The following is a 14,534-nucleotide window of genomic DNA, read 5'->3' as shown; positions in this document are numbered from 1 at the left end:
CATGGGAAGTTCGGTGTTCCGGATGGCCTCCGCCGCGCTTCAGGCGCTTCAGGGAGGACTTAAGGGCGGACTTAAGGGCGGACTTAAGGGCGGACTTAAGGGCGGACTTAAGGGCGGACAGGCCAGCAGAGATGCTAGAGGCGACGGGCGCTGGCGTCAAGCGCCCGTCGCTGGCCGGGCTCAGGCGGCGATCAGCGTTTCCAGCTTGACCGCATCGGCGGCGAACAGGCGGATGCCTTCGGCCAGCTTCTCGGTGGCCATCGCGTCTTCGTTCAGTTGCCAGCGGAAGTCCGGCTCGTCGCTGGCCACGCGCGCCACATTGGCGGACTGTGCCTGCTCGACGGAAAGCTTGCGCTCGACTGCGCCCTCGCCGGCGGCAAGCTGCTCGAGCAGCCCGGGACTGATGGTCAGCAGGTCGCAGCCGGCCAAGGCCAGGATCTGCCCGGTGCTGCGGAAGCTGGCGCCCATCACCTCGGTGGCGTGGCCGAACTTCTTGTAGTACTCGTAGATCTGGCGCACCGAGCGCACGCCCGGGTCGTTGTCGCCGGCGTTGGCGACGGCGTCCCATTTGTCGCCGGCCTGCTTCTTGTGCCAGTCGAGAATGCGACCGACGAAGGGCGATATCAGTTGCGCGCCGGCCTCGGCACAAGCGACAGCCTGGGCCAGGGAAAACAGCAAGGTCATATTGCAGCGGATACCCTCGCGCTGGAGCACGGCGGCGGCGCGGATGCCCTCCCAGGTCGAGGCGATCTTGATCAGCACGCGCTCGCGCGCGACGCCGCGCCGCTCATAGAGGGCGATCAGGTGGCGTGCCTTGGCGACCGTGGCCTCCGTGTCGAAGGACAGGCGCGCGTCGACCTCGGTCGAGACACGTCCCGGCACGATCGCCAGGATCTCGCAGCCGAAGGCGATCAGCAGCGCATCCATCACCGCATCGGTGCCGGCGGCGCCATGGTCGCGCACGGCCTGTTCGAGCAGCGGGCGGTAGTCAGGCTTCTGCACGGCCTTCAGGATCAGCGAAGGATTGGTGGTGGCGTCCTGTGGCGTGTACTGCTTCATCAGCTGGAAGTCGCCGGTGTCGGCGACCACCGTGGTGAACTGCTTCAGTTGCGCGAGCTGGTTCATGATCGGTCCATTGCTGGCCTGCGCGGGCGCCGCCGCCGGTGGCGGCACGGCCCGGCAGAGAGGAGGATGGGGGAGGGCGCGCAGGGCGGCACCCCTTGCGGCCATTGTACCCGTGGCTTCCGGCGTGCAGGACCGCCCGGTGCGATCCGCTACACTACGGGGTTTCCATCCAATGCATCCACTGGCTCTGTCATGAATCAGGACGAACTCAAGGCGCTGGTCGCCCAGGCTGCCGCCGACTACGTGAAGCAGGAAGTACCGCAGGGCGCGGTGCTCGGCGTCGGCACCGGCTCGACCGCCAACCTCTTCATCGATGCCGTGGCGGCTTTCAAGGACCGCTTCGCGGGTGCCGTATCGAGCTCCGAGGCATCGACGCGCCGTCTGCAGCAGCATGGTTTCACCGTGCTGGACCTGAACGAAGTGGACGAGATTCCCGTCTATGTCGACGGCGCCGACGAAATCGACGCCAGCGGCGCCATGATCAAGGGCGGCGGCGGCGCGCTGACGCGCGAGAAGATCGTGGCCTCGGTCGCGGCACGCTTCGTCTGCATCGCCGACGGCAGCAAGCTGGTCGAGGCCATGGGGGCGTTCCCGCTGCCGGTCGAGGTGGTGCCGATGGCACGTGCGGCCGTCGCGCGCCGGCTGGCGGCGCTGGGCGGCCAGCCCAAGCTGCGCATGACCAAGGAAGGCGGGATCTACAAGACCGACAACGGTAACGTGATCCTGGACGTGGCCGGACTGCGCATCACCGATCCCAAGGGCATGGAAGCCGACATCAACCAACTGCCTGGCGTGGTCACGGTCGGCCTGTTCGCCCTGCGCGGGGCGGACGTGCTGCTGCTCGGCACGCAGGACGGCGTGCGGCGCACCGACTTCTGATGCCGTCGGGGCCGGCCTGCGTGCCGGCCCGTTCAGGGAGCCGGGCTGGCCAGTGGCTTGCCCTTCTCCACCACATAGACGCCGACCAGCCGGACCGGCGTAGTGCCGGGATTGTGCGCGTCGTGGACCACGCCGGCCGGTACCACGAAGGCTTCTCCCGCCTTGATCCGGCGCGGCGGCTGGCCGTCCACCAGCAACTCGGCCTCGCCCTCGGTCACGTAACTGATTTCGTCGCCGGGATGCGTATGGCGCCCGGCATGAGCGCCCGGCGCCACCTCCACCTTCGCCACCACGGCCTCGCGGCCTGGCACCGAGGTGTCCTCGCGCGAGACCAGGGTGCGCGTCAGGCCGCCGGCCTGGGCCAGCGCCGTGCCGGAAGCCAGCGCCAGGCCGGCCAATGCCAGCGCGCCGGCGTACTGCGTCATCTTGCGGTCCATCTCCTCTCCTCCTCTGCCCGGGGTTGTCGTTCTGCTTCGATTTGCTTCATGCTGCGCCGTTGCCATGGCGGCTGCCTGGGCGGCAGGCTGGCCGCAGATGCAGGGTGATGCAGGGGTGATGCAGGGGCGGGCCGGATTGCGCGCCGTGCGGATGTGGACGCATCGTAGCAAAGGCCGGCGGCCAGCGTAACAGGCGGGCGGAACTTGGCAAACAAAAAAGGGTGCCTCGGCACCCTTTTGCGTCATGGCCGCATCACGGCCGCATCACGGTCGATGTGCGGCGCTCAGCTCTGCGGCGGCACGTAGCCGGCGGCCTGGTCGGCGCCTTCGCCGAAGAAATACTTCTCGGTCTGCTTGAGCAGATACTGGCGTGCGCGCGTGTCGGCCATGTTGAGGCGGTTCTCGTTGATCAGCATGGTCTGGTGCTTGAGCCAGCCGGCCCAGGCTTCCTTCGACACGTTCTGCCAGATCTTCTTGCCCAGCTCGCCGGGCAGCGGCGGGAAGTCGAGGCCTTCGGCTTCCTTGTTCAGCTTGACGCAGTGGACCATGCGGGCCATGGAGACTCCTTGGAATTTTGTGCGGTGCGATTGTCGGGACGCGCCGCCGGCGCCGGGGCGGCGGGCGGCGTGCCGTGCGTGGGTGGCGCTATTGTAGCGAAGCGCGGGCGACCCGGTGCCCACGCCCCTATCGCGCGCAGCGTCTTCAGTGTGTCTTCAGAGCTTCTTCAGCAGCACCATGGACTTGCGCTGCCAGTTGTACAGCTTGCGCTTGTCTTCCGGCAGGTCGTCCACGGTGGCGTGCACGAAGCCGCGCTTGAGGAACCAGTGCTCGGTGCGCGTCGTCAGCACGAACAGCCGGTCGAGGCCGAGCGCGCGTGCGCGCCGCTCGATGCGCTTGAGGATGCGCTCGCCGTCGCCGGTGCCCTGTGCCTCGGACGAGACCGTCAGGCAGGCCATTTCCGCCATGCCCTCGCGCGGGTAGGGGTAGAGCGCGGCGCAGCCGAACAGCACGCCATCGTGTTCGATCACGCTGAAGTTGGCGATGTCGCGCTCGATCAGGTGGCGTCCGCGCGGCACCAGCGTGCCGTCGGCTTCCAGCGGCGCGATCAGCTGCACGATGCCACCGACGTCATCCAGCGTGGCCTCGCGCAGGCTTTCCAGGTCGGTATCGGAGACCATGGTGCCGACGCCATCGTGCAGGAACAGCTCCAGCAGCACCGAGCCGTCGAGCGCGTAGGGGATCAGGTGGGCGCGCGGCACGCCACCCTTGAGCGCCTTCACCAGGTGCTCGAGGTAGTAGGCCACGTCGCGCGGCAGGTGGTTGTTCTGCAGCCGTTCCACCGCCGTGCGCAGTGACAGTTCGGGGATCAGCTTGCCGACCGGGTCGGGTACGCCGGGCACCTCGGTGATGAAGATCAGCTTGTCGGCCTTCAGCGCGCTGGCGGTGGCGCTGGCCACGTCTTCCATCGACAGGTTGAAGGCCTGGCCGGTAGGCGAGAAGCCCAGCGGCGACAGCAGCACGACCTTGCCGTGATGCAGGGACATCTGCACCGACTCCGCGTCCACCTTGCGCACCAGGCCGGTGTGCTGGAAGTCGACGCCGTTGACGATGCCGAGCGGCCGCGCCGTGACGAAGTTGCCCGATACCACGGAGAGCTGGGCGCCCGCCATCGGCGTGTTGGGCAGGCCGCGGCTGAAGGCGGCTTCGATGTCCAGGCGCAATTCGCCGGCCGCCTCCTTGGCGCATTCGATGGCGGCATTGTCGGTGATGCGCACGCCATCGACGAACTCGGATTCCACCTGGCGCAACGCCAGCTGTTCCTGCACCTGTGGGCGCGAGCCATGCACCAGCACGACATGCATGCCCATCGCGTGCAGCAGCGCGACGTCGTTGACCAGGGCGTCCAGGCAGCCCGCCTTGACCAGCTCGCCGCCGAAGGCGATCACGAAGGTCTTGCCGCGGAAGGCGTGGATATAGGGCGCCACCGCTCGCAGCCAGTCGACGAACTGCTGGTGGCTCGGCGCCGGGGCCCCGCGCTCGAGGGGCGCGGCAGGGGCGGCGTCGGCCGGGGTGGCGGGGGGCGCGGGCTGGGGTTCGGCCGGCTCGGTGGGCTGGGGCGCCGGCTGCGGCGTGTCGGTTCTGGCGTTCATCCGGCGGATTATAATCCCGCCCAATGTCAGAACAACGTCCCGTCAAGCCGCTGCCGCCGGAGCGGCAGCCCGCCGCGCCGGCCAGGTCCCGCCCGGCGCCCCGTCCCGGCCCTCAGTCCGCCAGCCCGAACGGCCCGCAGCCCCCGCGCCGGACCGCCGTAGGCGCGGCCGACGCCGCTGCGCCGGTGCGTGCCGGCGGGCCGGCACCGGACGGCCGCGCGCAGCGCGGCGCGCGCCCGCGCCAGGGCGATGCCGAGCGTCCCCCACGGACCCCACGGCCGCGCCGCCCGGCCAATCCGCTGCCGGAGATCACGTTCCCCGAGGCGCTGCCGGTTTCGGCGCGGCGGGAAGAGATCGCCGCGGCGCTGCGCGCGCACCAGGTGGTGGTGGTGTCGGGCGAGACCGGCTCGGGCAAGACCACGCAGTTGCCCAAGATCTGCCTGTCGATCGGGCGCGGTCCGGGCGCGGACGGCAGTGGCGGCCTGATCGGCCATACCCAGCCGCGCCGCATCGCGGCCACCTCCACCGCCAAGCGCATCGCCCAGGAGCTGGGTACGCCGATCGGCGAGCACGTCGGCTACCAGGTGCGCTTCAACGACACCATGTCGCCCGGCGCCTCGGTCAAACTGATGACCGACGGTATCCTGCTGGCCGAGACGCAGAACGATCCGCTGCTGCGCGCCTATGACACGATCATCATCGATGAGGCGCACGAACGCAGCCTCAACATCGATTTCCTGATCGGCTACCTGAGGCAGATCCTGCCGCGGCGGCCGGACCTGAAGGTCATCATCACCTCGGCCACCATCGACGCACAGCGCTTTGCCGAGCACTTCACCCTGCAGGGAAAGCCGGCGCCGGTGATCGAGGTCAGCGGCCGCCTGTACCCGGTGGAGGTGCGCTACCGGCCTATCCAGCAGGATGCGCCGGGCACGCCGGGCACGGCAGGCGACCCGCACAAGGCCGCTGCCGCGCGCGAGCGCGACCTGTACGACGGCATCGTCGATGCCGTCGACGAGCTGTGCCGGCTGGGGGCGGGCGATGTGCTGGTGTTCCTGCCGGGCGAACGCGAGATCCGCGAGACGGCGGAGGCGCTGCGCAAGCACCATCCACCGCACACGGAGATCCTGCCGCTGTTTGCGCGGCTGTCGGTGCAGGAGCAGGAGCGGGTGTTCCGGCCCTCCAACGCACGCCGCATCGTGCTGGCCACCAATGTGGCGGAAACCTCGCTGACCGTGCCCGGTATCCGCTACGTGGTCGATACCGGCCTGGCGCGCGTCAAGCGCTACTCCTATCGCAACAAGGTCGAGCAGTTGCAGATCGAGTCGATCTCGCAGGCGGCGGCCAACCAGCGCGCCGGCCGCTGCGGCCGGGTCGCGGACGGCGTCTGCATCCGGCTCTATGAGGAATCGGATTTCGCCGGCCGCCCGCGCTTCACCGATCCCGAGATCCTGCGCTCGTCGCTGGCCGCGGTGATCCTGCGCATGAAGGCCTTGCGCCTGACCGCGATCGAGTCATTCCCCTTCATCGAGCCGCCGCTCGGCCGAGCCATCGCCGACGGCTACCAGCTGCTGCAGGAGCTGGGCGCGATCGACAACAAGGGCGACAGCTACGAGCTGACGCCCGTCGGGCGCCAGCTTGCCAAGCTGCCGCTGGACCCGCGCGTGGGCCGCATGATCCTGGCCGCGCGCGACCACCAGTGCCTGCGCGAGGTGCTGGTGATCGCCAGCGCGCTGTCGGTGCAGGATCCGCGCGAACGCCCGCAAGAAGCCCAGGAGGCGGCCGACCAGGCCCACCGCAAGTTCGTCGACGAGAAGTCGGAGTTCCTCGGCTGGGTGCGCATGTGGAAGTGGTTCGAGGAGGCGGTCGCGCACAAGAAGACCAACCGACAGTTGCAGGAGCAGTGCCGCGCGCATTTCCTCTCCCACGTGCGCCTGCGCGAATGGCGCGACGTGCATTCGCAACTGCTGACCACCGTGACCGAGCAGGGCTGGCGCTTGAACGACAGCGAGCCGACCTTCGAACAGATGCACAAGGCCCTGCTGACCGGCCTGCTGGGCAATATCGGCTGCAAGCTGGAAGAGGCCGACGGACGCGGCCGCGAGTACCTGGGCGCCCGTGGCATCAAGTTCCACCTGTGGCCGGGTTCCTTTATCGCGCGCAAGGTGGGGCGCTGGATCATGGCGGCAGAGCTGATCGAGACCAGCCGGCTGTTCGCGCGCACGCTGGCGCGCATCGAGCCAGAGTGGCTGGAGCAGGTCGGCGGCCACCTGCTCAAGGTGAGCTGGAGCGACCCGCACTGGGAGAAAAAGGCCGGCCAGGTGCTGGCGCTGGAGCGCGCCACCCTGTACGGCCTGGTGGTCTACCAGCACCGGCGCGTGCATTACGGGCCGATGAATCCGGCCGAGGCGCGCGAGATCTTCATCCGGCGTGCGCTGGTCGACGGCGAGCTGGACACCCGGCTGGCGTTCTTCGCGCACAACCAGCGCCTGGTGCGCGAGATCGAGAACCTCGAACACAAGTCGCGCCGGCAGGACGTGCTGGTCGACGATGAGCTGATCTACGCTTTCTACGATCGCGCCATCCCCGCCGACATCCACCAGCAGGCCAGCTTCGAGCAGTGGTACAAGCAGGCCGCCGCCGACGACCGCAAGCTGCTCTACCTGAATCGCGACGAGCTGATGCGGCACGAAGCGGCTGGCATCACCACCGAGCTGTTTCCCAAGGTGCTGAGCGTGGCCGGCGTCGACATGGCGCTGACCTACCATTTCGAGCCGGGCAGCCATCGCGACGGCGTGACGCTGGCGGTGCCGCTGTATGCCCTCAACCAGATCCGCCCCGAGCGCTGCGAATGGCTGGTGCCGGGCATGATCAAGGAGAAGGTGCACCTGCTGCTGAAGTCGCTGCCGCAGAAGCTGCGCCGCCACTGCGTGCCGCTGCCCGACTACGCGGCCGGCTTCGTCGAGCGCCGTCCCTTCGGCGAAGGTGAGCTGGTGGACGTGCTGATCGCCGATATCCGCGAGCAGACCGGCACCATGGTCAAGCGTGCCGACTTCAAGCTCGAGACCTTGTCCGCTCACCACTTCATGAATTTCAAGGTGGTCGACGAGCACGGCCGCCAACTGGAGATGGGGCGCAACCTGGCGCAACTGCGCGCCGAACTCGGCGGGCAGGCGCAGCAGTCGTTCCAGAGCCTGGCCGCGCGCGGCGCGGGTCAGGCGCAGGCGGCCGGCGGCAGTGGTGCCGCCGCAGTGCCGGCCGGACAGTACGAGCGGCTGACGGCCTGGTCGTTCGGCGAGCTGCCGGAGCTGCTGGAGGTGCGCAAGGGCAACCAGACGCTGTTCGGCTATCCGGCGCTGGTCGACCGCGGCAGCCACTGCGACATCGAAGTGTTCGACGATCCGCAGGAAGCAGCGCGCATCCACCGCACCGGATTGCGCCGCCTGTTCGCGCTGCAGCTGCGCGAGCAGGTCAAGTTCGTCGAGAAGAACATCCCGGGGCTGCAGCAGATGGCGATGCAGTACATGAACCTGGGCACGCAGGAAATGCTGCGCGACCAGATCGTGGCGCTGGCGCTGGAGCGTGCCTGCCTGCAGGAGCCGCTGCCGCGCAACGCGGAGGAGTTCGCCGCGCGCAAGGACGAGGGCAGGGCGCGCCTGTCCCTGCTCGCGCAGGAGATCGCGCGGCTGGTCGGCGCGGTGCTGGCCGAGTATGCGGGGCTGCCGCGCAAGCTGCTGCAGGCCAAGTCCTTCGCCGCCGCCTACGCGGACATGGAAGGGCAGCTCGGGCGGCTGATGGGCAAGCAGTTCGTCATCGACACGCCCTATGCCCAGCTGGTGCACTATCCGCGCTACCTGAAGGGTATCGCCATGCGTGTCGACAAGATCAAGGGCGATCCGGCGCGCGATGGCCAGCGCATGCAGGAAATGGCGCCGCTGCAGCAGCAGTGGCAGCGTGCCGAAAAGCAGTTGCGTGCGCAAGGGCGCGGCGTGGAAGACGCCAGGCTCGACGAGTTCCGCTGGATGCTGGAGGAACTGCGCGTGGCGCTCTTCGCGCAGGAGCTGCGCACGCCGGTACCGATGTCGGTCAAGCGGCTGCAGAAGGTGTGGGAGTCGATGCAGCGCTGACGGCCGGAGCGCGCGGCATCCTCGCCGGGGCGCGGTTAACGGCGCCCTGCGGTATTTCTTGAGGCCGGAATCGCGCGGAATCTTGCGCCAGGTCATCGGCGCGGCAGGTGAAACCGTTAGAATGCTCCATTCCGAATCAGAATCCCGGTCCTATGTTCGTATTGCGTAGAGTTGTTGCAGGTCTGGCCACGGCCGGCGCACTGGCTTTGGTGTCGGCGCCTGCGCGGGCCGAGGTGGTGGTGACACTGAATTCCGGTGATGCCACCATCACTTTGATCGACAAGGACACGCAGAAGGTATTGGAGACCTTCCCGGTCGGCAAGGAACCGCACCACCTGATCGCGACGCCGGACGGCAAGTCGCTGATCGTGGCCAACGCGGTCGGTAACGACCTGGTCTTCCTCGATCCGCTCTCGGGCAAGGTGCAGCAGCGCGTGCCCAATATCGACGACCCCTACCAGATCGGTTTCTCGCCCGACCAGAAGTGGTTCCTCACCACCGGCAACCGGCTCGACCGCGTCGACCTGTACCGCTGGGATGGCAAGGCGCTGAAGCTGGCCAAGCAGCTGCCGCTGGCCAAGACGCCGAGCCATATCGCCTTCACCGCAGACAGCAAGGTCGCCTTCGTCACGCTGCAGGACTCCAACGAACTGGTCGCCATCGACCTGCCCACGCAGACCGTGATGTGGCGCATGACCACCGGTTCGGCGCCGGCCGGCGTATGGGTCACGACCGACCAGAAGTACGTGCTGGTCGGCATGACCGGCGCCGACTATGTCGCCGTAGTCGACTGGCATACCCGCTCGGTGGTCAAGCAGATCCAGACCGGCAAGGGTGCCCACAACTTCCGCACGCTCGGCGATAAGCGCCACCTGTTCCTGAGCAATCGGGTCTCCGGCACCATCAGCATCATCGACCAGCAGACCCTGACCAAGGTGGGTGACATCACCGGCCTGCCGCCCGGCCCGGACGACATGGAGTTGACGGCCGACGGCAAGACCCTGTGGGTCAGCTTCCGCTGGGCGCGTTCGGTGGGCCTGATCGACGTGGCCAGCCGCAAGCTGGTCAAGACCATCCGCGTCGGCCGCTCGCCCCATGGCATCTACTTCCACACGCGCGCGCCGCTGTACTGACGACAGGCACGCGAACGCAAACATGCGCAGATCTTCGATTTTCTGCAGCCGCAGCCGTCTCGTGCTGGCCGCACTGGGCCTGTGCGCCGGGCTGGCCGCGCCGGCGCTGCTGCCCGCTGCCGGTGCCGCCACCGGCGTGCCCACCGGCACCCCTGGCGCGGCGCCCGCCTGCAGCGCCGGCACGCTTTACCTGACTTTCGATACCGGCAGCATGAGCCAGGCGGAGCTGATCGCCAGCACGCTGCGCAAACACCACATCAAGGCGACCTTCTTCCTTGCCAACGAGCCCACGGTGCGCGGCGACAATTCGCTCGACAAGGCCTGGGCCCCGTACTGGAAGGAGCTTGCCGCGGACGGCCATGCCTTCGGCACGCATACCTTCGACCACGTCTACCTGCGTAGCGTGCGCGACGGCCGGGTGACGATGCGGCCGCAGTTCGGCGCCGAGGGCGGGCGTGACGTCGAGATGCGTGCGGGCGATTTCTGCGACGAGCTGCGCCGCAGCGCCGCCGCTTTGCACGCCTATACCGGGCAGACCATGCTGCCACTCTGGCGCGCACCGGGCGGGCGCACCGCGCCGCAGACGCTGCGCTGGGCCGAGCAATGCGGCTTCAAGCACGTGGGCTGGGCCTCGGCCGGCTTCCTCGGCGATGAGCTGCCGTCCGACCGCTTCCCCAATGCGGTGCTGCTGCAGCGGGCGCTGCGCGACCTGCGCGACGGCGACATCACCATGGCCCACCTGGGCATCTGGTCGCGCAAGGATCCGTGGGCACCGGCGGTGCTGGAGCCGCTGATCAGCGGCCTGGAGCACAAGGGCTTCTGCTTCGCCACCTTGCGCGAGCACCCGGCCTACCGCAAGTGGTTCGAGGAGCAGGCGGCGGAGCAGACGAAGCGGGCCCCCGGGCAGGCCGAGGGCCGGCGCTGATGTGGGATGTGCTCGGCGGCTGGATCGGCGCGCTGGAAGGCGCGTTGTTCCAGAACGTGGTGCTGCCGCTGGTCTACCACCTCGGCCTGGGCGGCTACGCCGAGGATGCCTATACGGCGACGGAATGGCTGCTGGTGGGCCTGGTGCAGATCGGCGTGATGGTCCTCATCCTCGGACCGCTGGAGCGCTGGCGTCCGGTGGAGCCCGTGACCGACCGCGGTGCGGTACGCACCGATATCTTTTATACGCTGGTGCACCGGCTCGGCCTGTTCCGGCTGGCGATGTTCTTCCTGCTCGATCCGCTGATGGACGGCCTGGAAGGACACCTGCGCCTGCTCGGGTTGCAGCGCGTCAACGTCGAGGCGTGGTGGCCGGGCGTGACCTCGATCCCGCTGGTCAGCTTCTTCGTCTACCTGCTGCTGTTCGACCTGCTCGACTACTGGTACCACCGGCTCTCGCATACCTTCCGCTGGTGGTGGGCCTTGCACGCGGTGCATCACAGCCAGCGCCAGATGACGCTGTGGAGCGACAACCGCAACCACTTGCTCGACGATATGCTGCGCGACGTGGTGTTCGCCGTGGCGGCGCTGGCGGTGGGCGTCGAGCCGTCGCAGTACGTGCTGCTGGTGGCGCTGTCGCAACTGCTGCAGAGCCTGCAGCACGCCAACCTGCGCCTGCACTTCGGCCGGCTGGGCGAGCGGCTGCTGATTTCCCCTCGCTTCCACCGCACGCACCACGCGGTCGGCCTCGGTCACGAGCAGTCCGGTCGCCCCGGCCGCCTGGGCGGCTGCAACTACGGCGTGCTGTTCCCCTGGTGGGACATGCTGTTCGGTACCGCGGACTTTTCCGCCGATTACCATCCGACCGGTATCCGCGACCAGATGCTGCCGCCGGTGGGCAAGGGGCGCGACTACGGTGCCGGCCTGCTGCGGCAGCAGTGGCTGGGCCTCAAGCGGCTGCTGCGCATCGGCTGAGCGCCGCGCCCGCTCGCGCAGGCGGCGCGGGCGCGGCCGGCGTATGCTAGTCTCTTCGTCCTGGCTAGATTGTCGACCGCTCCTGCTGCATGAACGACCTGTTCCGCTCGTTTGCCCGTGCCATGGTCAGCCAGCTGCATCCCCGCATGCTGCTGCTGACCGTGCTGCCTTTCCTGCTTGCCACCGCGCTGTGGGGCGGACTGTTGTGGTGGGGCTGGGATCCCATCATGCAGGCCGCGCGCACGCTGCTCGAAGGTTGGGCGCTGACCCGCTGGATCTACGCCGCGCTCGACTGGATGACGCTGCAATCGCTGCGCGCCGTAGTGGCGCCGCTGTTCGTGGCGGCCCTGATGATCCCGCTGGTGATCGCTTCGATGCTGCTGTTCATCAGCCTGTGCTCGGTGCCCGCGGTGATGCGCTACCTCGAGCGCGGCTATCCCGGCCTGGCCAAGGCGCGCGGCGGCAGCGTGGTCGGCAGCGTGCTGCAGTCGCTGGGCAGCACGCTGGTGTTCCTGCTGCTGGTGCTGGTGACGTTGCCGCTGTGGCTGGTGCCGCCGTTCTTCGCCCTGATCCCCCCGCTGCTGTGGGGCTGGCTGACCTACCGCGTGATGAGCTACGACGCACTCGCTGAGCATGCCACCGCCGAGGAACGCAAGACGCTGATGCGCCGCCACCGCACGCCGCTGCTGGCGATCGGCGTGGCGGTCGGGCTGCTCGGCTCGGCGCCGACGCTGCTGTGGGTATCGTCGGCGGCCATCATCTTCCTCTTTCCCTTCGTGCTGGTCGGCACGCTGTGGCTCTATGTCCTGATTTTCATCTTCTCGGCGCTGTGGTTCGGGCATTTCTGCCTGCTCGCGCTGGAGAAGCTGCGCGCCGAGCGCGCCGCGGCAGCGGCCGGCCCGGCCAGTCCGTCGGGCGGTACGCTGTCCGGTGTCATCGATCTCGCGCCGGAAGATGTCCGGCGCATTGAACAATCCTGAGTGGGGAAATCATGGGGTTCGGCCTGATCGTCATCGGTGACGAGATCCTGTCGGGGCGGCGCGAGGACAAGCACCTGCGCCGCACCATCGAATTGCTGGGCGCGCGCGGCCTGGCGCTGGACTGGGCGGAGTACGTCGGCGACGAGCGTGAGCGCATCACCGCCACGCTGCGCCGCACCTTCGCCGGTTCCGACGTGGTGTTCTGCACGGGCGGCATCGGCGCCACGCCGGACGACCATACGCGCCAGTGTGCCGCGGCCGCACTCGGGGTGCCGCTCGCGCTGCACCCGGAGGCGCGCGAGCAGATCACCCAGCGCATCATCGAAACCGCCGAAGGTGACCCCGCCAAGGCCGACCTGAACCGGCCGGACAACCAGCACCGCTTCAAGATGGGCGAGTTCCCGGTGGGCGCGCGCATCATCCCGAACAGCTACAACCGGATCCCCGGCTTCTCGGTGGCCGATCACCACTTCATGCCCGGCTTTCCGGTGATGGCGTGGCCGATGATGGAGTGGGTGCTGGACACCTACTACGCCGACCTGTTCCACCAGCGCGGACAGGCCGAGCGCAGTTTCTTCGTGTTCGAGGCGCCCGAGTCCACGTTGACGCCGCTGATGGAGCGCGTGGAAGCCGCCTTCCCGGGCATCCGTGTGTTCAGCCTGCCTTCGGTGGGCGACGCACAGCGCGGCGAGATCTTCGCGCGGCGCCACATCGACCTGGGGGTCAAGGGGGCGGCGGAGCACGTCGAGGCCGCCTACACGATGCTGCGCGATGGCGTGACGGGGCTGGGATTCGAGGTCGTCGAAAACTAGTCTGTCGCAGCTGCGCGGGCCGAGGCCGGGCATCGCCGGCCAGGCCGCCGCCCCTGTCCCGGCGGATGGAGCAGCCAAGTGCTTGGCCCCACGCCGCAGCCGCAGCCGCGCCTGCGACGCGTCATGCGCCGTGCCAGGGCAGCCCGCGGAAGCACCAGCCCTCGACGGTCTTGCGGTGATGTTGCTCGTTGCGCGCGCCTTCGAACCCTTCCAGCACATCCATTGCGAACTGGTAACCGGCCGCTGTCGCCACGCGTGCCGCATGCTTGGAGCGGGCCGCGCTGCGGCACAGGAACAGCACCGGCGCACCGGTCGGCACGCGTGCCTTCAGTTGGTCGAGGAACGCCGGGTTCTGCGTGCCGGCCGGATAGGTGATCCACTCGATGTGAAGCTGCTGCGCGTCCGGCAGGTCGGGGCCGCCGACCCAGTCCAGTTCCGCCTGCGTGCGCACGTCCACCAGCACGGCCGCCGGGTCGGCCTGCAGCAGGCCGAAGGCTTCCTGCGGCGAGAGCGCGCCGAAATACGGGAGTTGCTGCGCTTGCTGGCGGCGGGCTGCGGCCTGGAGAAGTTCGTCTCGTGCGGTCATCTGGGCGACAAAAACGGGAAGATGGAATGGCGGGATTGCCAGGAGGCTATTCTAGCGCGCCAGGGCGGTCGCCCCAACCGCGACCGGCCTCGTGCGCCCCGGCCGGTTGATGGCGTCCGCACCATTTCGATGCGTTTTTCCTGTGTCGGCACTATTTCGGTGCTTTCTGTCGTTGTTTTGCACCGGATTGGTGTTTGTGCGCCCGAACCGGTTTGCCGTGGTGCCGCGCGTGGTCTCGGAGGCGATTCGCCGGCGCGCCAGGCGGTGGAGCGGCGCGCACGCCGGGTGGGCGCCGTGTCGCGCAGGCGCTGCAGCGGGTGCACATTTTTCGGGAGCAGCAGCGCATTTTGGGGATTCCGCTGGCATGCTTTCTGCTAACATTCCTCGTCCCTTTCGAGGCCGGTTT

Annotated in this window: 12 protein-coding genes; 7 read left to right on the top strand and 5 right to left on the bottom strand. The window is 68.5% G+C overall.

Annotated features, from left to right (window positions below; genetic code table 11):
- Window positions 1–180: 180 nt before the first annotated feature.
- Window positions 181–1,125: a transaldolase gene (gene tal / locus BKK81_RS13740; protein ID WP_071013891.1), complete on the bottom strand. Its 945-nt coding sequence runs from the start codon at window positions 1,123–1,125 to the stop codon at window positions 181–183.
- A 192-nt stretch (window positions 1,126–1,317) separates the two neighbouring features.
- Between tal and rpiA the strand changes: the two genes are divergently transcribed.
- The gene (gene rpiA / locus BKK81_RS13735) at window positions 1,318–2,004 is read left to right on the top strand and encodes a ribose-5-phosphate isomerase RpiA (protein ID WP_071013888.1); all 687 of its coding nucleotides are present in this window, start codon (window positions 1,318–1,320) and stop codon (window positions 2,002–2,004) included.
- Between the two features lie 32 nt (window positions 2,005–2,036).
- Here the strand turns inward: rpiA and BKK81_RS13730 are convergent, their stop codons facing one another.
- From BKK81_RS13730 to argA, 3 genes are all read right to left on the bottom strand, one after another.
- Window positions 2,037–2,441 (bottom strand): cupin domain-containing protein, encoded by a 405-nt coding sequence (locus BKK81_RS13730; RefSeq protein ID WP_071013886.1) that lies wholly within the window; start codon window positions 2,439–2,441, stop codon window positions 2,037–2,039.
- A 284-nt stretch (window positions 2,442–2,725) separates the two neighbouring features.
- Complete coding sequence (locus BKK81_RS13725; RefSeq protein WP_071013883.1) at window positions 2,726–2,998, bottom strand: oxidative damage protection protein; 273 nt, start codon at window positions 2,996–2,998, stop codon at window positions 2,726–2,728.
- Between the two features lie 156 nt (window positions 2,999–3,154).
- Window positions 3,155–4,591 (bottom strand): amino-acid N-acetyltransferase, encoded by a 1,437-nt coding sequence (gene argA, locus BKK81_RS13720; protein WP_071013880.1) that lies wholly within the window; start codon window positions 4,589–4,591, stop codon window positions 3,155–3,157.
- Between the two features lie 23 nt (window positions 4,592–4,614).
- On the opposite strand from argA, the gene hrpA reads away from it, so the two are divergent.
- The 6 genes from hrpA (at window position 4,615) to BKK81_RS13690 (ending at window position 13,542) form a co-directional block, all read left to right on the top strand.
- The gene (hrpA, locus tag BKK81_RS13715) at window positions 4,615–8,718 is read left to right on the top strand and encodes an ATP-dependent RNA helicase HrpA (protein WP_071013878.1); all 4,104 of its coding nucleotides are present in this window, start codon (window positions 4,615–4,617) and stop codon (window positions 8,716–8,718) included.
- A gap of 152 nt (window positions 8,719–8,870) precedes the next feature.
- Window positions 8,871–9,851 carry a YVTN family beta-propeller repeat protein gene (locus tag BKK81_RS13710; protein WP_071013876.1) on the top strand — a complete coding sequence of 327 codons (981 nt, stop codon included), beginning with the start codon at window positions 8,871–8,873 and terminating at the stop codon, window positions 9,849–9,851.
- A 22-nt stretch (window positions 9,852–9,873) separates the two neighbouring features.
- On the top strand, window positions 9,874–10,776 hold the full coding sequence (locus BKK81_RS13705; protein WP_083384112.1) for a polysaccharide deacetylase family protein: 903 nt from the start codon (window positions 9,874–9,876) through the stop codon (window positions 10,774–10,776).
- On the top strand, window positions 10,776–11,750 hold the full coding sequence (locus tag BKK81_RS13700) for a sterol desaturase family protein (RefSeq protein WP_071013874.1): 975 nt from the start codon (window positions 10,776–10,778) through the stop codon (window positions 11,748–11,750). Before BKK81_RS13705 ends, BKK81_RS13700 begins: the two co-directional genes overlap by 1 nt.
- Window positions 11,751–11,839: 89 nt before the next feature.
- Window positions 11,840–12,730: an EI24 domain-containing protein gene (locus tag BKK81_RS13695; RefSeq protein WP_071013871.1), complete on the top strand. Its 891-nt coding sequence runs from the start codon at window positions 11,840–11,842 to the stop codon at window positions 12,728–12,730.
- Between the two features lie 11 nt (window positions 12,731–12,741).
- Entirely contained in the window at window positions 12,742–13,542 is an 801-nt protein-coding gene (locus BKK81_RS13690) for a competence/damage-inducible protein A (protein WP_071013869.1), read from the top strand.
- Between the two features lie 121 nt (window positions 13,543–13,663).
- Here the strand turns inward: BKK81_RS13690 and BKK81_RS13685 are convergent, their stop codons facing one another.
- The gene (locus tag BKK81_RS13685) at window positions 13,664–14,128 is read right to left on the bottom strand and encodes a rhodanese-like domain-containing protein (RefSeq protein WP_071013866.1); all 465 of its coding nucleotides are present in this window, start codon (window positions 14,126–14,128) and stop codon (window positions 13,664–13,666) included.
- Window positions 14,129–14,534: the final 406 nt, after the last annotated feature.

It is taken from the genome of Cupriavidus sp. USMAHM13, from assembly GCF_001854285.1.
Lineage (GTDB): Bacteria > Pseudomonadota > Gammaproteobacteria > Burkholderiales > Burkholderiaceae > Cupriavidus > Cupriavidus malaysiensis.
This window is presented reverse-complemented; position numbering and strand designations above follow the sequence as displayed.